This window comes from Stutzerimonas sp. 21-1, assembly GCF_056336065.1.
Genome location: NZ_CM150500.1, coordinates 2669342 through 2688454, shown reverse-complemented (window position 1 = coordinate 2688454; position 19113 = coordinate 2669342). Strand labels below are relative to the sequence as shown.

Below are 19113 nucleotides of genomic sequence, written 5' to 3'. Positions count from 1 at the left end.
CGTCGTCGCGGGGCCTGGCAGCGGCCGGCCCGCTCGGATTCGGATGGAATGTGCGCAATGAGAGTCTGGGCAGTAGCCAATCAAAAGGGCGGGGTGGGCAAGACCACCACATCGATCGCACTGGCAGGCTTGCTCGCTGATGCAGGCAAGCGGGTGGTAGTGCTCGATCTTGACCCGCATGGGTCGATGACCAGCTATTTCGGCCATGATCCGGATAACCTCGAGCACAGCGTCTTCGATCTGTTCCAGCACAATGGCACCGTGCCCGAGGGCTTGCCGTGGCAGTTGCTACTGTCGACCAGTCATGAGCGCATCTCGCTGTTGCCGTCCAGTACCGTGCTCGCCACGCTGGAGCGGCAGTCGCCCGGGCAGAACGGACTGGGTCTGGTCATCGCCAAGAGTCTGTCGCAGCTCTGGCAGGACTTCGATTACGCGATCATCGACAGCCCGCCGCTGCTCGGCGTGCTGATGGTCAATGCGCTGGCGGCCAGCCAGCAGCTGGTGATTCCGGTGCAGACCGAGTTCCTGGCGATGAAGGGCCTGGAGCGGATGGTCGGCACGCTGGCGATGATCAATCGTTCGCGCAAGCAGCCGCTGCCCTACGTCATTGTGCCGACCCTGTTCGACCGCCGGACGCAGGCGTCGATGAATACCCTCAAGGTGTTGCGTGCCGGTTACCCGGACAGCCTGTGGCCAGCGTTCATCCCGATCGATACGCGCCTGCGCGACGCCAGCCGGGCGGGGCTGACGCCGTCGCAGTTCGATTCGGGCAGCCGGGCGGTGCTGGCGTACCGCGCGCTGCTCAAGCATCTGCTGTCACTGCAGACCTCGCCCGAGGCGGCCTGACATGCTGACGAAGTGTCGGATGACCGGCTCAAGTTCGCCTTGGCACTGGCCGATAGCCTGTCTGAATTTTCAACAGAAGTGGGTCCCATGAGCCGCGTCGTTCTCACCGAAACTCGCTCCCAGCTCGCGCTGCAGTCGTATCTCGATGCGCTGCTGCAGGACGCCACGGTCGAGCTGGCGGAGTCGGTCAGCCTGGACGAGTTCCAGGCCGCCGTGCTGGAAGAGCAGCAGCGCGACAGCCTGCGCCCGGTCGAGATCGTTACCGAGTTGCCGGTTGAAAGCCCGCCGGCGGCCACGGTGGTCGCCGAGATTGCCGTGCCGGCTGCGGTAGTCGAGCCGGTCGTGGAGCTGAGCGTGGCGGCGGCAGCAGCGGCCGAACCGCCGGCACTCGACCCGCACCAGCCGCCCCAGTGGGGCGAGCAGCCGTTCGAGTGCCTGTTGTTCGACGTCGCCGGGCTTACCCTGGCCGTGCCGTTGGTCTGTCTCGGTTCCATCTACCCGCTGACGGGGCAGGAGCTGACGCCGCTGTTCGGTCAGCCGGACTGGTTTCTCGGCATACTGCCGAGCCACGCCGGCAACCTGAAGGTGCTGGATACCGCGCGCTGGGTCATGCCCGACCGCTATCGCGATGACTTCCGCGAGGGGCTGCAGTACGTGATTTCCGTGCAAGGCTATGAATGGGGGCTGGCGGTGCATCAGGTCAGCCGTTCGATTCGCCTGGACCCGCGCGAGGTGAAGTGGCGCACGCAGCGCAACCAGCGCCCGTGGCTGGCCGGCACGGTGATCGAACACATGTGCGCGCTGGTGGATGTCACCGCGCTCGCCGAGCTGATCGCCAGTGGCGCGGTCAGGCAGCTGCACCCGGCATCGACAAAGAGACATTGAGATTGATACGCACCGGACACCTCTGTCGGCTCCGGTGCAACCGACAAATCGACCGCTGCGGCGGTATCTGAAAAAGGGTGGGACTATGAAGATGACGTCTGCGCAGGGTTCCGATGATCCTGTCCTGCAATGGGTAACCTTCCGTCTGGACAACGAGACCTACGGCATCAATGTGATGCAGGTGCAGGAAGTGTTGCGCTATACCGAAATTGCGCCGGTCCCGGGTGCGCCGAGCTACGTGCTGGGCATCATCAACCTGCGCGGTAACGTGGTTACGGTGATCGACACGCGCCAGCGCTTCGGTCTGGCACCGGCGCCGGTTTCCGACAACACGCGCATCGTGATCATCGAGGCCGACCGTCAGGTCATCGGCATCATGGTCGACAGCGTCGCCGAGGTGGTCTATCTGCGTCAGTCGGAGATCGAGACCGCGCCGAACGTGGGTAACGACGAATCGGCCAAGTTCATCCAGGGTGTGTGCAACAAGAACGGCGAGCTGCTGATTCTGGTCGAACTGGACAAGATGATGACGGAAGAAGAATGGGCGGAACTTGAGAGCATCTGATCCATGCTGATCGTGTCGCTGGTCGCGTCGGTCGTCGCCCTGGCCCTCGGTTGTCTGGGGTTGCTGGGCTTCTGCGTGTGGCTGCTGCGCCAGCAGCGGCGGCAGGCAGAGGAGCAGGCCAAGCGCGACGCTGTCCGCGACCGACGCATCAAGGATCTGGTCCAGCAACTGGACGTCTACGCCGAAGGCAGTGCGCGCATGGGTGATCGGCTCGAGGAGCTGGCCCGCCTGGTGGCGCCGCTGCCGGACAAGCTGGTGCAGCTCGAGCAGCGCGATCCCAACAATTTCTCGTTCAGCCAGGCCGCCAAACTGGTCGGCATGGGCGCCAGCGTGGATGACCTCACGCATTCCTGCGGCCTCTCGCAGTCCGAGGCCGAGCTGATGAGCAAGCTGCACAAGGCGCGCAAGCCCTGATAGCACGCCGCGCGTCGCCCGCTGACGCGTCGAGTGGAACCTCGCTTCGCCGTAATTCTCCAAATCTTCACGAGCTTTGCTGCGTTCGCGGTGTTTCGCCGTGCAGGCCGAGGAGGCGTGGGCGATGGTGCGCGTACTGATTCTGCTGTTGTGCATGGCGCCGCTGAGCGGGCTGGCGCAGGAGGCGCCGCAGGCGGTGCATGGCGCGCTGACGGTGAATGCCCACCAGGCCAAACGCCTGCATGAGCTGGGCGCGATGTTCGTCGATATCCGTCCCATGCGCGAATGGACCTGGGGGCACGTGCAGGGAGCGCTGCACCTCGATCTGGACACGGGCTTCGGCATCCTCGCCAGCCAGAACATGCCGCGCAGGGTGCCGCTGGTGATCTATTGCGACAGCGAAATATGCCCCGGTAGCGCGCAGGCTGCGCGGATGGCGGTGGCGTGGGGATATCGCCAGGTCTTCTATTTCCGCGACGGCTATTTCGCCTGGCAGCTGGAGGATTTCCCGCAGGAGAAGGGCAGCGACGACGCCTATGCGGCACTTAGCGCTCTGGTGCGTTGAGCAGCGGCGGCAACGCGGCGGGCGTAGGTTGCGGGTCGAAGCCAGCAGGGCGCTTGCCCTTGAGATACCAGGCGAAGGCGATGATCTCGGCGATCACGCGATACAGCTCCGGCGGGATCTCGTCGCCCAGCTCCAGACGCGCGAGCAGTTTGACCAGTTCGGCGTTTTCGTAGATCGGTACTTCGTGTTCGCGGGCGATCGCCAGGATCATCTCCGCCAGCTCGTCGTCGCCCTTGGCGGTCAGGGTCGGTGTGTGCCGGCCATCGTAACTGAGGGCAATCGCCTGGCGCGGTTGCTGATCATTCATGCGGTTTCATCCACGAAGCGCTGATCCAGGGAGGTGCGCGGCCCCTGCGGTGGCACGCCTTGCCGACAGGCCAGCTCGCCGACGTTGAGGCCGGCGGCCTGCAGGCGTTCGCGCAGATGTTCGAGTTCGCCGGCGATCAGTTCGGCGGTTTCGCCGCGCTCGGCCCATAGCTGGCTGGACAGGCTGCCACGCAGCAGCTGTGCCTGGACCTGCAGGGGCCCCAGAGGTTGGATGTCGAACGCCAGTTCGATCTTCCAGAGGGTGTCCGGTTGTTCCTTGTCGCCCTGGCGTTGGCTTTCCTCGCGCTGCACTTTGATCTGCAGGGGCACGATGTCACGCTGGTCACGCATCGGCACCTCCAGCTGCCAGGTAGTCAGCTGGATTCCATCAGGTAGCGTTTGCGTCTGCGCCAGGCTCGACAGTTGATGCGTCTGCAGACGTGAGACCGCGGCCGCCGCGAGCTTGAGCAGCAGCTCCAGATCGGCCTGTTCGTCCTGGCCATCCGGCAGCTTGCCGCCCAGCGGGCTACCGCCGAGGGGAAAGCCCAACGCCAGCTGGCGTGCATTGTTCTGGCCGAGTGCCCCTAGGGCGCTACGGGCAAATGCCGGCAACCCCTGGCCGGTTGCCGCGCTCAGCTGTGCCGCCGCCAGCGGAGTGCTGCCCGGCAGGTTGGGCAGCTGCGCCATCAGCCGCAGCAGTGCGGCCTTGAGATCGCCGGCGACCCCGGCGGTCTGGCCGCTCAGCAAGTGCGCTTCGAGAAACGCCCCGCTGGCGGCGAGTGCCCGGGCCACGCCTTGCGGATCGCTCATTTGCTGGACGCCGGGCAGCAGGCCGAGGAGTTTGCCGGCGGCGTCGCGCAGGCCGTCGGGCAGCGTATCGCCGAGCGCTGCCAAGGCCTGGAAAACACCACTCAGCGGTGCCTGCCGACCGTGCTGGGCAGCCAGCTGCTGGCCGAGCAGCAGCCGGTCGAACAGGCCGCTCAGTGGCACGAAGCTCAATGCCTGGCTGCCCTGGACCTGGGCCGTCAGCAAGCTGCCGAGGGCCAGCGGGGTGCTGGTCTCGATCTGCAGTTTCTGCCCTGCCAGCGGGGAGTTGAGCAGGCTGAGCACGACCTGGAATGTGGGGCGGCCATCGCCGCCAGTCTGCTGGCCGGTGGCGATCACCTTGCCTTGCAGGATGCTGCCGGCCGGCAGCAGTGCCAGGTCGATGCTCTGTAGCGGCTGGTTGCGCCCCGGTTGCGGCTGCGCCAGCAGCCGGCTATCCGACAGCGCCGCTACTGCGTAGCTGGCGCCGGGCAGCACCGGGCGTGGACTCTGGGCTTCGACGGTGGCCTGGCGGCCGTTCTCCAGCGTCAGGCGCAACACCAGCTGGAAGCTCTGCGCGGTTTCCTTGACGGAGACGACCTCGGCCTGCGCGCTCTCGCCCGCTCCGAGCAGGCCCTGCATCGGCTGCAGCAACCTGAGCGCCACATCGAGCGCGGCAGTACTGGCGCGCGGGGTGGTGGACGGCGGGACGGGAGAGGCGCTCTTGATCTCGGTCATTTTTCCTCAAATGCTCTTACAACCTTTCGCTTCCGCAGCCTTTGGTGCAAGGGGTTGCCATGTATAATTCCGACCGCCCTCGGGTGGCCGCCTGAATTATAGCGGCCACGCTCTTTTCATCTTGAGGTATCGCCGGCGTGTCAAATCCCTTTCTCGAAGCTGTGGCGCTCGCCTGTGAGCGGGATTGGCGCTTGCTGTTCGAGCAGCTTGAATTGCGCCTGGAGAAAGGCCAGATGCTGCAGATATCCGGCCCCAACGGCAGCGGCAAGACCAGCCTGCTGCGTCTGCTCTGCGGACTGATGCAGCCGACCGCCGGGCAAATCCTGCTCCAGGGCCAGCCTCTGGAGTCCCAGCGTAGCGAACTGGCGCGCAACCTGCTGTGGATCGGCCATGCTGCCGGCATCAAGGGGCTGCTCACGCCGGAGGAGAATCTCGCCTGGCTCTGCGCCTTGCACCAGCCGGCCGACCGCGAGGCGATCTGGCAGGCGCTGGCGCAGGTCGGTCTGCGCGGCTTCGAGGACGTGCCCTGTCACACGCTTTCTGCCGGACAGCAGCGCCGCGTCGCTCTGGCGCGGCTGTATCTGGCGCCGCCGCCGCTGTGGATTCTCGACGAACCGTTCACCGCGCTCGACAAGCACGGCGTGGCCCAGCTGGAAGGCCATCTGGCGCGCCACTGCGAGCAGGGCGGCCTGGTGGTGCTTACCACGCATCACACGCTGACGGAAAAACCGGCCGGCTACCGTGAACTGGATCTGGGGCAGCGGGCCGCATGAGCAGCGTCTTCACTCTTCTGTTGGCTCGCGAGGCGCGCCTGCTGTTTCGCCGCCCGGCCGAGCTGGCCAATCCGCTGGTGTTCTTCGCCATCGTCATTGCGCTGTTTCCGCTGGCGGTCGGCCCAGAGTCGCAATTGTTGCAGACGATTTCGCCCGGGCTGGTATGGGTCGCGGCGCTGCTGGCCGTGCTGCTCTCGCTGGACGGGCTGTTTCGCAGCGATTTCGAGGACGGTTCACTCGAGCAGTGGGTCGTTTCGCCGCACCCGCTGGCGCTTCTGGTGCTCGCCAAGGTGCTGGCACACTGGCTGTTCTCGGGGCTGGCGTTGGTCTTGCTGGCTCCCTTGCTCGGGCTGATGCTCGGCCTGCCGATGAGCGCGATGCCGGTGTTGCTGCTGTCGCTGCTGCTGGGGACGCCGATCCTCAGTCTGCTCGGCGCGGTCGGCGCGGCGCTGACCGTTGGCCTCAAGCGTGGTGGCCTGTTGCTCGCGCTGTTGATTCTGCCCTTGTACATCCCGGTGCTGATTCTTGGCAGCGGGGCTCTGCAGGCGGCCTTGCAGGGACTGCCCGCCGCCGGCCATCTGTTATGGCTGGCCAGCCTGACCGCCCTGGCGGTTACTCTGACCCCCTTTGCGATTGCCGCCGGGCTGAAGATCAGCGTCGGCGAGTAGCGGTACATAACGCCGGCCGGAGTCGCTAAGCTCATCCGGCCGCTGAAACGGATTGTCGAGGCCGGGTTGTCGGTCTCTAACCACGATGAGTCATTCGATGAACTGGACATGGTTTCACAAGCTGGGTTCGCCCAAGTGGTTCTACGAGATCAGCGGTCGCTGGCTGCCGTGGCTGGGCTGGAGCGCGGCTATCCTCATCGTCGTGGGAACGATCTGGGCGCTGGCGTTCGCGCCCGAGGATTACCAGCAGGGCAACAGTTTTCGCATCATCTATATCCACGTTCCGGCGGCGTTCCTCGCCCAGTCGGTCTACGTGATGCTGGCCGTGGCGGGTGTGGTCGGTCTGGTCTGGAAGATGAAACTCGCCGACGTGGCGCTGCAGCAGGCCGCGCCCATCGGGGCCTGGATGACCTTCATCGCACTGCTGACCGGCGCGGTCTGGGGCAAGCCCACCTGGGGCGCCTGGTGGGTGTGGGATGCGCGCCTGACGTCGATGCTGATCCTGCTGTTCCTCTATTTTGGCGTGATCGCGCTCGGTCAGGCGATCAGCAATCGTGACAGCGCCGCCAAGGCCTGCGCGGTGCTGGCGATCGTCGGTGTGGTGAATATCCCGATCATCAAATACTCGGTCGAGTGGTGGAATACCCTGCACCAGCCGGCCACGTTCAAGGTCACCGAGAAACCGGCGATGCCCGTCGAGATGTGGCTACCTCTGCTGGTCATGGTGCTGGGCTTCTACTGTTTCTTCGCCGCCGTGCTGCTGATGCGCATGCGCCTGGAAGTGCTGCGCCGCGAGTCGCGTAGCAGCTGGGCGAAGACCGAAGTCACCGCTCTGGTGGGGAAAATGTCGTGAATTTTTCGTCCTTCGCCGATTTCATCGCCATGGGCAACCACGGCCTGTACGTCTGGACCTCCTATGGCATCAGCCTGGCGGTACTGATCCTGAACGCGGCGCTGCCGATGCTGGCGCGTCGCCGTTACCTGCAAGACGAGGCGCGCCGTTTGCGCCGGGAGGAAGTGAAGTGAATCCGGTGCGCAAGAAACGCCTGTTCATCGTGCTGGCGATCCTCGCTGGCGTCGGTATCGCCGTCGCCTTGGCCCTGTCGGCGCTGCAGCAGAACATCAACCTGTTCTACACGCCGACGCAGATCGCCAACGGTGAAGCGCCCGAGGGCACGCGAATTCGCGCCGGCGGGTTGGTGGAAACCGGCTCGGTGCAGCGCTCCAGCGATTCGCTGAGCGTGTCCTTCCGCGTGACCGACGGTGTGGAGACGGTGACGATCAACTATCAGGGCATCCTGCCGGATCTGTTCCGCGAAGGGCAGGGCATCGTCGCGCTGGGGCGGGTGAACGCCGATGGCGTGCTGGTCGCCGACGAAGTGCTGGCCAAGCATGATGAAAACTACATGCCGCCGGAGGTTTCGCAGGCGCTCGAGAAGAGCGGCATGATGAAACATTACGAGGGCGGCAAGCAGGAGTATGCGAAATGATTCCTGAGCTTGGCCATCTGGCGATGATCCTCGCGCTGTGCCTGGCCTGCGTGCAGGGTACGTTGCCGCTGATCGGCGCCTGGCGCGGTGACCGGCAGTGGATGAGTCTGGCGCAGCCGGCGGCCTGGGGGCAGTTCGCGTTCCTCGCCTTCGCCTTCGCCTGCCTCACCTATGCGTTCATGGTCGACGACTTCTCCGTTTCCTACGTGGCGCAGAACTCCAACAGCGCGCTGCCCTGGTACTACAAGTTCAGTGCGGTATGGGGCGCACACGAGGGCTCGCTGTTGCTCTGGGCGTTCATTCTGTCGGCCTGGACCTTCGCCGTCTCGGTGTTCTCGCGGCAACTGCCGGAAGAAATGCTGGCGCGCGTGCTGGGGGTGATGGGGCTGATCAGCATCGGTTTTCTGCTGTTCCTCATCGTCACTTCCAACCCGTTCGACCGTCTGCTGCCGCAGTCGCCGATGGATGGCCGCGATCTCAATCCGCTGCTGCAGGACTTCGGCCTGGTGGTGCACCCGCCGATGCTCTACATGGGTTACGTCGGGTTCTCCGTGGCCTTCGCCTTTGCCATTGCGGCACTGCTCGGCGGACGCCTGGATGCCGCGTGGGCGCGCTGGTCGCGTCCCTGGACGCTGGTGGCCTGGGCGTTTCTCGGCATCGGTATCGCGCTGGGCTCCTGGTGGGCTTATTACGAGCTGGGCTGGGGTGGCTGGTGGTTCTGGGACCCGGTGGAAAACGCCTCGTTCATGCCCTGGCTGGTCGGCACGGCGCTGATCCATTCGCTGGCGGTCACCGAGAAGCGCGGTGTGTTCAAGAGCTGGACGGTACTGCTGGCGATCGCCGCATTCTCGCTCAGTCTGTTGGGCACCTTCCTGGTGCGTTCCGGCGTGCTGACCTCGGTACATGCATTCGCCACGGACCCTGAGCGCGGCGTGTTCATCCTGGTCTTCCTGCTGGTGGTAGTGGGCGGCTCGCTGACGCTGTTCGCCCTGCGTGCGCCAGTGGTCAAGAGTCAGGTCGGCTTCGGGCTGTGGTCACGCGAAACGCTGCTACTGATCAACAACCTGCTGCTGGTGGTCGCCACGGCGATGATCCTGCTCGGTACGCTGTATCCGCTGCTGCTCGATGCGCTGTCGGGAGCCAAGCTGTCGGTAGGACCACCCTACTTCAACGCCATGTTCGTACCGCTGATGGCAGCGCTGTTGCTGGCTCTGGCGGTTGGCATTCTGGTGCGTTGGAAGGACACGCCATTGCGCTGGCTGCTGGGCATGCTGACACCGGTGCTGATTGTCAGTGCAGTGCTCGGCGGGTTGGGCGCGCTCGCCTTCGGTGACTTCCACTGGGCAGTGCTGGCAGTCAGCTTCTTGGCGGCCTGGGTGGTACTGGCGAGCGTGCGTGACCTGCTCGACAAGACCCGACACAAAGGCCTGCTGAACGGCGTACGCAGCCTCGCGCCGAGCTACTGGGGCATGCATCTGGCGCATATCGGCTTGGTGATGTGCGCGCTGGGCGTCGTGCTCACCAGCCAGCAGAGTGCCGAGCGCGACCTGCGTCTGGCTCCGGGCGAGTCGCTGGAGCTGGGTGGCTATCAGTTCGTCTTCGAAGGCGCGCAGCATCACGAAGGGCCGAACTACACCTCCGATCGGGCCACCATTCGCGTACTCGACGGTGATCGCCAGATCGCCGTTCTGCACCCGGAGAAACGCCTTTACACCGTGCAGCAGATGCCGATGACCGAGGCAGGCATCGACGCAGGCTTTACCCGCGACCTCTACGTCGCACTGGGCGAGCCGCTGGGCGATGGCGCCTGGGCCGTACGCGTGCATATCAAACCCTTCGTGCGCTGGATCTGGCTCGGTGGGCTGATGATGGCCTTTGGCGGCATGCTGGCGGCGAGTGACCGGCGGTATCGGGTCAAGGTGAAAACCCGGGTGCGTGAGGCACTGGGGCTGGCTGGACAAGGAGCCTGATGTGAAACGAGTGCTGATGTTGCTGCCGCTGGCGATCTTCCTGGTGGTGGCGGTATTTCTGTATCGCGGGCTGTTCCTCGATCCAACCGAGTTGCCTTCGGCGCTGATCGGCAAGCCGTTTCCAGCGTTCGAGTTGCCGGCAGTGGAGGGCGACCGGCAGGTTCGCCGCGAGGACTTGCTGGGCAAGCCAGCGCTGGTGAACGTCTGGGCGACCTGGTGTCCGACCTGCAAGGCCGAGCACGCCATGCTCAATCGCCTGGCCGAGCAGGGCGTCGTGATTCACGGCATCAACTACAAGGACGAGAACGCCAAGGCACAGCAGTGGCTCAAGGATTTCCTCGACCCCTACCAGCTCAACGTCAGTGATCCGGATGGCAAGCTGGGATTGGACCTGGGCGTCTACGGCGCACCGGAAACCTTCCTGATCGACAAGAACGGCATCATTCGTCACAAGTACGTTGGCGCGATCGACGAGCGAGTCTGGCGCGAGCAGCTGGCGGCGCTCTATCAGGAGCTGGTGGACGAATGAAATCAATGATCCGCGCGCTTTTGCTGGGTTTGGCCGTCAGCGCTACGGCACATGCTGCCATCGACACCTATGACTTCAAGGACGAAGCCGAGCGCGAGCGCTACCGCACGCTCACCGAAGAACTGCGCTGTCCAAAATGCCAGAACCAGAACATCGCCGACTCCAATGCGCCGATCGCAATGGACCTGCGCGAAGAGATCTTCCGCATGCTGGAGGAAGGCAAGAGCAACGATGAGATCGTCGCCTATCTGGTCGATCGCTATGGCGATTTCGTGCGCTACAACCCGCCGGTAAACACCACCACGCTGCTGCTCTGGTACGGCCCAGCGGGCCTGCTGATCCTTGGTTTCGGTGTGCTGACGGTAATTCTGGTCCGCCGCCGCCGAGCGGATACCGCACCTGCGGCAAGAACCCTTTCCGATGCCGAGCGCGAACGCCTCGCCACGCTGCTGGATAAAAAAGACTCATGATCGATTTCTGGATTGCTGCCAGCGTACTGCTGCTGGCGGCTCTGGCCTTTCTGCTGCTACCGATCCTGCGCGGGCGCAAGGCCCAGGCCGAGGAAGACCGCACTGCACTGAATGTCGCCCTGTATCAGGAGCGTCTCGCTGAACTTGCTGCCCAGCGCGCCGCTGGCACCCTTACCGAGGAGCAACTGGAAGCGGGGCGTGCCGATGCCGCACGCGAGCTGCTGGATGATACCGAGGGCAGCGACGACGCGCGCAGCGCGCGGCTGGGGCGTGCAGTGCCGCTGCTGGCGGCGCTGCTTGTGCCTCTGCTCGGCTACGGCCTGTACCTGCACTGGGGCGCCAGCGATAAGGTCGAGCTGGCCCGCCAGTTCGGCGAGCAACCGCGTTCTCTCGAGGAAATGACGGTGCGCCTGGAGCGAGCTGTCGAAGCGCAGCCCGATTCCGCCGAGGGCTGGTATTTCCTCGGGCGTACTTACATGAATCAGGAACGTCCGGCCGATGCCGCCAAGGCGTTTGCCCGAGTGATCGAGCTGGCCGGACGGCAGCCCGAGCTGCTTGGGCAGTGGGCGCAGGCGCAGTATTTCGCCGGCAATCGGCAGTGGACTAAGGAACTGCAGGCGCTGACCGACGAAGCCTTGCGCGCCGATCCGCAGGAGGTGACCAGTCTTGGTCTGCTGGGGATCGCGGCGTACGAAGAAAGCCGCTTTCAGGATGCGATTGGCTTCTGGGAGCGTCTGGTGGCCACTCTGCCGGAAGAGGACCCATCCCGTGAGGCGATCAAGGGCGGTATCGCTCGCGCGCGCGAACAGCTTGGCGAGACAGCACCTGCGCCTGCGGCCGCCAGCGAATCGGCGGCGGTTCGGCTTCAGATCGAGGTAACCCTGGACCCGTCGCTGCAGGACGATGTGCGTCCGGATGACAGCGTATTCGTGTTCGCCCGTGCCGTATCGGGGCCGGCGATCCCGTTGGCGGCCAAGCGCCTGCGCGTTGCCGATCTGCCGGCCAACATCAGTCTGGGCGACGCGGATGCGATGATGCCGCAGCTGAAGATGTCCAATTACCCTGAGGTGAAGCTGGTGGCGCGCGTTTCGCGTGAGGGTAATGCAACCAAAGGCGAGTGGGCGGGTCAGAGCGAAGCGTTGAAAACCGCAGGTGGCGACAAAACGATTCGCCTGATGATCGACAAGCCCGACGCTCCTTGACGCGCCGGCAGGGAGCGGAGGGATGAAGATGGTGCGCGTTGGCGATATTTCGTTGGGGCGGCACGCGCAGCGGATCGTAGCGCTAGGCGCGACGCTGCTTCTGGCAGCGTGTGCGGGAACGCCCTACGAGGCCGAACGGCCGGTGCCGCCTGCCAAGCCTGTGCCGCAGGCACCGGCTCCACGCGGTCCGGTTATCGCTCCGCCACCCATCCAGACCCCACCGGCGCCGCGGGCACCATCGGTGCAGCGCAGCCATCCGCGCTATGCGCCGCCGCCGCATGCGGCAGCGCACTGGGATAATCGTTTGGGCGTGTATGTGGTGGAAGGCACCGAGCTGTTCTACCGCGAACGCCTTTACTACCGCTGGGATGGCGAGTGGTACTGCTCCGGACGCCCGGATGGCCCGTGGGATCCAGTGGCGCCGCCCAGCGTTCCGCCAGGGCTGCGTAATCGCTACTGATCGAGGTCGGCTTGCACGGCGAGTCTTTTCGTCGGCTCTGCTAAAGCCGGCTGGCGGTGTGCCGATAAGCAGGAAGCAGCTAGCGGCTGCATGATGAGCCTGCCCGGAGTCGATCCATGAATATGTCCGTCAAACGTCTCGAAGAAACCGGTAGCGCCTTGCGCAATGCACTGGCGCAACAGGACTGGGCGGCTATCAGTGTGCTTGATCGTCAGTGCCGGCAGGCAGTCGACGAAGCCATGAGCGAGCCTGAGCGCGACGAAGTTCAGATACGCCACGGCATGCAGCAACTGCTGATCCTCTACGGCGAGCTGGTTGGCGCATGCCAGACGGAGCGGCAACGTATCGCCGGCGAGTTGCGACAACTCAACCAGGCACGCGAGAGCGCCAAGGTCTACCAGCTGTTCGGATAGTCGAAGTCTTGCTGGTGCGACATAGCGTCAATCTGCCACAGCTGGCTGTGTCGCCTGTGAGGCATCGCTCGCCGGGACGCTCGTGTAATCGTTCCTTCCAACTTCCCGGAAAAGCCGGCATCTTCCTGCTGGTGCTGTCAATTAGCTATCAAAATTAAGGTTTGATAGATTTTTGACTCTGTCGACGCTACGCCTTTACCCCTTAGATATTCCTATCCGGCGGCACGGGAAGTGTGTGCTAGCGCCGATTAACGGTATTTCCGGCGCTGCCTTTGGTCGACAATTCACGTCATAAATTTGACTCCGTTCATTTTTTTTAATTAACTACCGGCCAATTGCCTCTGGTGTGGCCGCGTTTCCCCATGGATGCGAAAACTCCGGCGCTTCTTCCCTGCAAGCCAAGAGCCCTATAAACAAGATGTGGCGTGATACCAAGATTTTGTTGATAGACGATGATCGTGACCGTTGTCGTGACTTGACTGTGATCCTGAATTTCCTCAGCGAGGATCATCTGGCGTGTTCCAGCCACGATTGGCGCGACGCCGTGGAGGGCCTGGAGTCGCGGAGCGTCATTGGCGTCCTGCTGGGCGAGGTCACCAGCAAGGGCGGGGCGGTCGAGCTGTTCAAGCAGATGAGTCAGTGGGACGAGAACGTGCCGGTGATCCTGATTGGCGAGCCGGTGCCGACGGATTGGCCGGAAGAGCTGCGCCGCCGCGTGCTCACCAGCCTAGAGATGCCGCCCAGCTATAACAAGCTGCTCGATTCGCTGCACCGCGCGCAGATTTACCGGGAAATGTACGATCAGGCCAAGGGGCGCGGGCGTCAGCGCGAGCCGAATCTGTTTCGCAGCCTGGTCGGCACCAGCCGTGCCGTGCAGCATGTTCGCGAAATGATGCAGCAGGTCGCCGACACCGAGGCCAGCGTGCTGATACTCGGTGAATCCGGGACGGGCAAGGAAGTTGTCGCGCGCAACCTGCACTACCACTCCAAGCGACGCCAGGCACCGTTCGTGCCGGTGAACTGCGGCGCGATTCCGGCGGAACTGCTGGAGAGTGAACTGTTTGGTCATGAGAAAGGCGCCTTCACCGGTGCGATCACGGCACGCGCCGGGCGTTTCGAGCTAGCAGAGGGCGGCACCCTGTTCCTCGACGAGATCGGCGACATGCCGCTGCCGATGCAGGTCAAGCTGCTGCGCGTGTTGCAGGAGCGCACCTTCGAGCGCGTGGGCAGCAACCGCACGCAGGTCGCCGACGTGCGCATCATTGCTGCGACGCATAAGGATCTGGAGAAGATGATCGAGGCGGGCACCTTCCGCGAAGATCTCTATTACCGCCTGAATGTCTTCCCGATCGAGATGGCGCCGCTGCGCGAGCGCGTTGAAGACATACCGCTGCTGATGAATGAACTGATCTCGCGTATGGAGCACGAGAAGCGCGGTTCGATTCGCTTCAACTCGGCAGCCATCATGTCGCTCTGCCGGCACGATTGGCCGGGCAACATTCGCGAGCTGGCTAATCTGGTCGAGCGAATGGCCATCATGCACCCGTATGGGGTAATCGGCGTCATGGAGCTGCCGAAGAAGTTTCGCCATGTCGATGACGACGACGAGCAGTATGCCGTCAGCCTGCATGATGAGATGGAAGAGCGCGCAGCGATCAGTGCGCCGATGGCGGTTCCCGAAGCACATGCCATGCTGCCGATCGAGGGGCTAGATCTCAAGGAATACCTCGGCAACCTCGAACAGGGTCTGATCCATCAGGCGCTGGAAGATGCCGGCGGCGTTGTGGCGCGGGCTGCAGAGCGCCTGCGCATTCGGCGCACGACGTTGGTGGAGAAAATGCGCAAGTACGGCATGAACCGCCGCGACGACGACAACGGCGAGCTGGCAGCAGCCGAAGACTGATTGTCTGGCGGGCGTAGCCGTATCGGTTGTTGCCGGTACGGCTCGTTCATGTCCATCCCTCTCCACGCTCAGCGTGCCTCAGGCACGAACCTTGCTCCCGCCAGTGACAGGTCTTTTTTTTGACAGTCACGAGTGGAACAGTGAGCGCCGCCTCTAGCCCAACCCCCGCCGAACGTCCGTGCTCGCCATCGCTCGATGGGCTGGCCCAATTGCAAACGCAGCTGGACGCCACTCAGCAGCGGATGGCCGCACGCGTGGCCTCGCTCGAAGGTCAGTTGGACGCCGCCAGCGCGCTACGTCTGCGCGAGCTGGATGAAAAAGAGCGGCTGGCCCAGCGGTTGCGCAGCCTGCTCGATCTGCTTCCCGGTGGCGTGGTGGTGCTCGACGGGCATGGCGTCGTGCGCGAAGCCAATCCGGTTGCCGTTGAGCTCCTGGGCGAGCCGCTGGAGAACCAGTTGTGGCGCAACGTAATCGCACGCTGCTTCGCCCCGCGGCGCGACGACGGCCATGAGATATCGCTCGCCAACGGGCGGCGGGTTGCGCTTGCCACCCGCTCGCTGAGCGGCGAGCCGGGGCAGCTGGTATTGCTCACCGACATGACCGAGACCCGCCGGCTGCAAGATCAGCTAGCGCGTCATCAGCGCTTGTCCTCACTAGGGCGGATGGTCGCCTCGCTGGCGCATCAGATTCGCACGCCGCTGAGCTCTGCCTTGCTCTACGCCAGCCACCTGGAAGAGGGTGGGCTGAGCACGGAACAGCAAACGCGTTTCGCCGGACGCCTGAAGAGCCGGCTGCACGAACTGGAGCATCAGGTTCGCGACATGCTGGTGTTCGCCCGCGGCGATCTGCCTCTGCAGGATCGCATTATTGCGGCCGAGCTGTTCGGTGCGCTACGCGCGGCGGCCGAGCCGCGCTTGCAGAATATCCCCCTGCGCTGGCAGTGCGATGCGCCGCAAGGGCTGCTGTTGTGCAACCGTGACACGCTGGTCGGCGCATTGCTCAATCTGATCGAAAATGCCGTGCAGGCTGCAGGCGCTGATGTGCGGCTCAAGATTCATCTCTACGCACGCGGCGACAGGTTGCGCCTGTGCGTCAGCGACAACGGGCCGGGCATCGAGCCGGCGCTGCTGGCGCGGCTGGGTGAGCCTTTTCTCACCACCAAGGCGACCGGTACCGGGCTTGGGTTGGCGGTGGTCAAGGCTGTTGCGCGCGCCCATCACGGTGAGCTGCAGCTGCTTTCCCGCCCTGGACGAGGCACCTGCGCGCGGCTGGTGATTCCCCTGCTTCCAGCAGGCCCGCAGGAGATTTGCGAATGACCGGCAGAATTCTTCTGGTTGAGGACGATCACGCATTGCGTGAAGCGCTGGGCGACACCCTGGAGGTTGGCGGTTATGCCTATCACGCCGTGGCGAGCGCCGAGGCGGCATTGCAGGCGCTGCGCGAAGAGGCGTTCAGTCTGGTGGTCAGTGACGTCAATATGCCGGGTATGGATGGCCACGAACTGTTGAGCGTTATCCGCCAACGTTATCTGCAGGTGCCGGTGCTGCTGATGACCGCTTTCGGCGCCATCGAACGCGCGGTGCAGGCCATGCGTCAGGGCGCGGTGGATTACCTGCTCAAGCCATTCGAACCGAAGGCTCTGCTGAACCTGATCGCGCAACACGCCTGCGGTCGCTTGGATGATGCCGAGCAGGGGCCGGTCGCTCATGCACCGGCCAGTCGGCATTTACTCGAGCTGGCCGCACGAGTGGCGCAGAGCGATTCCACGGTGCTCATCTCCGGTGAGTCGGGGACCGGCAAGGAAGTGCTGGCGCGTTACATCCATCAGCAGTCGCCGCGGGTGAATGGACCGTTCATTGCAATCAACTGTGCGGCCATTCCCGACAACATGCTCGAGGCCACGTTGTTCGGTCATGAGAAGGGCGCCTTTACCGGAGCGATCGCCGCACAGCCGGGCAAGTTCGAACTGGCCGATGGCGGTACGCTGCTGCTCGACGAGATATCCGAGATGGCGCTGCCGTTGCAGGCCAAGCTGCTGCGGGTGCTGCAAGAGCGTGAAGTGGAGCGGGTCGGCGCGCGCAAGCCGATCACGCTCGATATCCGCGTGCTCGCCACGACCAACCGTAATCTGCAGGGCGAAGTGGCGGCGGGGCGTTTTCGCGAGGATCTGTACTATCGGCTGTCGGTCTTTCCTTTGGCCTGGGCGCCACTGCGTGAGCGGACTGCGGATATCGTGCCGCTGGCCGAGCGGCTGTTGGCCAAGCATGGGCAGAAGATGCGACAGGCACCGGCGCGGTTGTCCGAGGCCGCGCGGCGCTGCCTGCAGGCCCATGCCTGGCCGGGGAACGTGCGCGAGTTGGACAACGCCATTCAGCGCGCGCTGATTCTTCAGCGCGGCGGCGTGATCGAGCCGGCCGACCTCTGCCTGGACGGTGTTGAGCTGATGCTCGCGAGCCAGGCGCCAGGGTCCAACGACGTCGCGGCGAAACCCGCCGCGGCGCTGGGAGAGGATCTGCGGCAGCACGAATTCCAGCTGATCATCGAAACCTTGCGCAGCGAACGCGGACGCCGCAAGGAGGCGGCGGATCGCCTCGGTATCAGTCCGCGTACGCTGCGCTACAAGCTGGCGCAGATGCGTGATGCCGGCTTCGATGTCGAGGCTGCGCTCTACGCCGAATGATCGGCTTCGCCTGTAAGGCGCTCTGCTAAGCTGCCGTCTTCATCGGAAGGAGGTTCGCGGATGCACGGAGACTTCTGGCTGCAGCGCTGGGCGCGCAATGAAATCGGTTTTCACCTTGGCATGGTGCATCCCGGGCTGCGGCGCCACTGGCCGCGGCTTGGGCTTGCGCCGGGTGCGCAGGTGCTGGTGCCGCTGTGCGGCAAGAGCGTCGATCTCGCCTGGCTGGTCGAACAGGGGTATCGGGTGCTGGGCGTCGAGCTGAGCGAGAAAGCGGTCGAAGCGTTCTTCGCTGAACAGCAGCTCGACGCCGCGGTCTCTCAAGCCGGGCCTTTCAAGATTTTCCGCGCAGGCGCGCTGGAGATCCGCTGCGGTGATATTTTCGCGCTCGCGGCGCAGGATGTTGCCGACTGCCAGGCTCTATACGATCGTGCCGCGCTGATTGCCCTGCCGCCGTCGATGCGCCAGCGCTATGCAGCACATCTTTCGGCAATCCTGCCGAATGCCTGTCAGCAGTTGCTGATTACCCTCGATTACGAGCAGTCGCAGATGGACGGGCCGCCCTTCGCCGTCGATACCGCCGAGGTCACTGCGCTTTATGCGGCCGACTGGCACGTCGAACTGCTCGAGGCGAAGGAAGTGCTGGAGCGCAATCCGCGCATGCGTGAGTGCGGCCTGGGGCGCCTGGAGGAACGTTTCTATCACCTGCGGCGCCACGCCTGAGGCATCCCAGCGCGTGCAATGCCGCCACAGCGAGCGGGCGGGGCGCTCAGCTTCCCGCCTGCAGACGGCGGATGAAACTGTCCGCCTCGTCGATGGCGCGCTGCATGTCCGCCATCAGCTGGTCGACGTTGCTCTGCAGCGTCCGGTATTCGCTCTGCAGTGCGCCAATGGCGCGAGCGTTGAGGTTGTGCTTGAGAAACAGCGCTTGGTCGCGCAGCACGGCAAGCACTGGCGCAATGCGCTTCTCGGCAGCCTTCATGCGCTGCAGCAGTGTGCGGTATTCGCTGCGCGTGCGGCTCAGCTCACGTGCACTGGCGCTCTTCAGGCTGGCGTTGCTGTACTGCTGTAGTTCGTCTTCCCATTCGTCGAACAATGCCTCGGCGACATCTTCGACAGCCTCGATGCGTGCGCGCACGTCATTGGCTGCGGTGACGCTGGCTTCATATTCCCGGTTCAGCGCCTCGTAGCGCTGTTCCAGATCGCCGCCGTTGACTTTGACGACGCTGCGGTAGCGCTCCAGCGCATCCTTAAACTGCTGCTTGGCGTCTTGCTGCGAGTCGCGGGCATCCTCGACGCGATCAACCAGAATGTCGCGTTTATGGATGCCTGCCTTTTCCATCGCGGAGTAATAGGCGCTCTGGCAACCGCTGAGCGTGAGCATGACGCAGCAGGTGAGTAGAAGTCGGCGCATGAGGGTTCCTTTGTGCGCGGG

23 protein-coding genes are annotated in these 19113 nt (G+C 64.2%); 20 read left to right on the top strand and 3 right to left on the bottom strand.

Annotated features, from left to right (window positions below; translation table 11 throughout):
* The first annotated feature begins 57 nt into the window (after window positions 1-57).
* The 5 genes from AC0ZJQ_RS13010 to AC0ZJQ_RS12990 all read left to right on the top strand — a co-directional run bounded on the left by AC0ZJQ_RS13010 (window position 58) and on the right by AC0ZJQ_RS12990 (window position 3275).
* Complete coding sequence (locus AC0ZJQ_RS13010; protein WP_043297332.1) at window positions 58-846, top strand: ParA family protein; 789 nt, start codon at window positions 58-60, stop codon at window positions 844-846.
* An 87-nt stretch (window positions 847-933) separates the two neighbouring features.
* Window positions 934-1731: a CheW domain-containing protein gene (locus AC0ZJQ_RS13005; RefSeq protein WP_458988552.1), complete on the top strand. Its 798-nt coding sequence runs from the start codon at window positions 934-936 to the stop codon at window positions 1729-1731.
* 85 nt (window positions 1732-1816) lie between these two features.
* Window positions 1817-2296 carry a chemotaxis protein CheW gene (locus tag AC0ZJQ_RS13000; RefSeq protein ID WP_008570473.1) on the top strand — a complete coding sequence of 160 codons (480 nt, stop codon included), beginning with the start codon at window positions 1817-1819 and terminating at the stop codon, window positions 2294-2296.
* A 3-nt stretch (window positions 2297-2299) separates the two neighbouring features.
* Window positions 2300-2710, top strand: a complete 411-nt coding sequence (locus tag AC0ZJQ_RS12995; protein ID WP_043297328.1) for a DUF2802 domain-containing protein — start codon at window positions 2300-2302, stop codon at window positions 2708-2710.
* 124 nt (window positions 2711-2834) lie between these two features.
* Complete coding sequence (locus AC0ZJQ_RS12990; RefSeq protein WP_458988551.1) at window positions 2835-3275, top strand: rhodanese-like domain-containing protein; 441 nt, start codon at window positions 2835-2837, stop codon at window positions 3273-3275.
* Here AC0ZJQ_RS12990 and AC0ZJQ_RS12985 read toward each other — a convergent pair.
* Both AC0ZJQ_RS12985 and fliK read right to left on the bottom strand, forming a co-directional pair.
* Window positions 3256-3582 carry an EscU/YscU/HrcU family type III secretion system export apparatus switch protein gene (locus AC0ZJQ_RS12985; RefSeq protein ID WP_008570470.1) on the bottom strand — a complete coding sequence of 109 codons (327 nt, stop codon included), beginning with the start codon at window positions 3580-3582 and terminating at the stop codon, window positions 3256-3258. The two genes, AC0ZJQ_RS12990 and AC0ZJQ_RS12985, sit on opposite strands and share 20 nt — an antisense overlap.
* A complete protein-coding gene (fliK, locus tag AC0ZJQ_RS12980) occupies window positions 3579-5123 on the bottom strand; it encodes a flagellar hook-length control protein FliK (protein WP_476476776.1) in 1545 nt (514 codons plus the stop codon). Before fliK ends, AC0ZJQ_RS12985 begins: the two co-directional genes overlap by 4 nt.
* 137 nt (window positions 5124-5260) lie before the next feature.
* On the opposite strand from fliK, the gene ccmA reads away from it, so the two are divergent.
* From ccmA to AC0ZJQ_RS12905, 15 genes are all read left to right on the top strand, one after another.
* Window positions 5261-5896, top strand: a complete 636-nt coding sequence (ccmA, locus tag AC0ZJQ_RS12975; RefSeq protein ID WP_043297323.1) for a cytochrome c biogenesis heme-transporting ATPase CcmA — start codon at window positions 5261-5263, stop codon at window positions 5894-5896.
* A complete protein-coding gene (ccmB, locus tag AC0ZJQ_RS12970; RefSeq protein ID WP_008570468.1) occupies window positions 5893-6564 on the top strand; it encodes a heme exporter protein CcmB in 672 nt (223 codons plus the stop codon). The genes ccmA and ccmB overlap by 4 nt, the downstream gene beginning before the upstream one ends.
* A 97-nt stretch (window positions 6565-6661) precedes the next feature.
* The gene (locus AC0ZJQ_RS12965) at window positions 6662-7417 is read left to right on the top strand and encodes a heme ABC transporter permease (protein ID WP_043297320.1); all 756 of its coding nucleotides are present in this window, start codon (window positions 6662-6664) and stop codon (window positions 7415-7417) included.
* The gene (gene ccmD / locus AC0ZJQ_RS12960) at window positions 7414-7590 is read left to right on the top strand and encodes a heme exporter protein CcmD (RefSeq protein ID WP_008570466.1); all 177 of its coding nucleotides are present in this window, start codon (window positions 7414-7416) and stop codon (window positions 7588-7590) included. The genes AC0ZJQ_RS12965 and ccmD overlap by 4 nt, the downstream gene beginning before the upstream one ends.
* On the top strand, window positions 7587-8054 hold the full coding sequence (gene ccmE / locus AC0ZJQ_RS12955; RefSeq protein WP_008570465.1) for a cytochrome c maturation protein CcmE: 468 nt from the start codon (window positions 7587-7589) through the stop codon (window positions 8052-8054). Before ccmD ends, ccmE begins: the two co-directional genes overlap by 4 nt.
* Window positions 8051-10024, top strand: coding sequence for a heme lyase CcmF/NrfE family subunit (locus AC0ZJQ_RS12950; RefSeq protein WP_165595144.1), 1974 nt, complete (start codon window positions 8051-8053; stop codon window positions 10022-10024). The genes ccmE and AC0ZJQ_RS12950 overlap by 4 nt, the downstream gene beginning before the upstream one ends.
* A gap of 1 nt (window position 10025) precedes the next feature.
* Window positions 10026-10553, top strand: a complete 528-nt coding sequence (locus tag AC0ZJQ_RS12945; RefSeq protein ID WP_102828911.1) for a DsbE family thiol:disulfide interchange protein — start codon at window positions 10026-10028, stop codon at window positions 10551-10553.
* Window positions 10550-11023, top strand: coding sequence for a cytochrome c-type biogenesis protein (locus AC0ZJQ_RS12940; protein WP_102828912.1), 474 nt, complete (start codon window positions 10550-10552; stop codon window positions 11021-11023). The genes AC0ZJQ_RS12945 and AC0ZJQ_RS12940 overlap by 4 nt, the downstream gene beginning before the upstream one ends.
* Entirely contained in the window at window positions 11020-12225 is a 1206-nt protein-coding gene (ccmI, locus tag AC0ZJQ_RS12935) for a c-type cytochrome biogenesis protein CcmI (protein WP_476476775.1), read from the top strand. The genes AC0ZJQ_RS12940 and ccmI overlap by 4 nt, the downstream gene beginning before the upstream one ends.
* A 22-nt stretch (window positions 12226-12247) precedes the next feature.
* On the top strand, window positions 12248-12685 hold the full coding sequence (locus tag AC0ZJQ_RS12930) for a hypothetical protein (RefSeq protein ID WP_167137099.1): 438 nt from the start codon (window positions 12248-12250) through the stop codon (window positions 12683-12685).
* Window positions 12686-12801: 116 nt separating this feature from the next.
* A complete protein-coding gene (fliT, locus tag AC0ZJQ_RS12925) occupies window positions 12802-13098 on the top strand; it encodes a flagellar protein FliT (RefSeq protein WP_167137095.1) in 297 nt (98 codons plus the stop codon).
* 418 nt (window positions 13099-13516) lie between these two features.
* Entirely contained in the window at window positions 13517-15001 is a 1485-nt protein-coding gene (locus AC0ZJQ_RS12920; protein ID WP_008570457.1) for a sigma-54 dependent transcriptional regulator, read from the top strand.
* A gap of 200 nt (window positions 15002-15201) precedes the next feature.
* Window positions 15202-16317, top strand: coding sequence for a sensor histidine kinase (locus tag AC0ZJQ_RS12915; RefSeq protein WP_178099852.1), 1116 nt, complete (start codon window positions 15202-15204; stop codon window positions 16315-16317).
* Window positions 16314-17681: a sigma-54-dependent transcriptional regulator gene (locus AC0ZJQ_RS12910; RefSeq protein ID WP_476476774.1), complete on the top strand. Its 1368-nt coding sequence runs from the start codon at window positions 16314-16316 to the stop codon at window positions 17679-17681. The genes AC0ZJQ_RS12915 and AC0ZJQ_RS12910 overlap by 4 nt, the downstream gene beginning before the upstream one ends.
* A 60-nt stretch (window positions 17682-17741) precedes the next feature.
* Complete coding sequence (locus AC0ZJQ_RS12905; RefSeq protein ID WP_155550360.1) at window positions 17742-18401, top strand: thiopurine S-methyltransferase; 660 nt, start codon at window positions 17742-17744, stop codon at window positions 18399-18401.
* Between the two features lie 46 nt (window positions 18402-18447).
* Here the strand turns inward: AC0ZJQ_RS12905 and AC0ZJQ_RS12900 are convergent, their stop codons facing one another.
* Window positions 18448-19092 carry a DUF2959 domain-containing protein gene (locus AC0ZJQ_RS12900; protein WP_155550361.1) on the bottom strand — a complete coding sequence of 215 codons (645 nt, stop codon included), beginning with the start codon at window positions 19090-19092 and terminating at the stop codon, window positions 18448-18450.
* Between the last annotated feature and the right edge of the window lie 21 nt (window positions 19093-19113).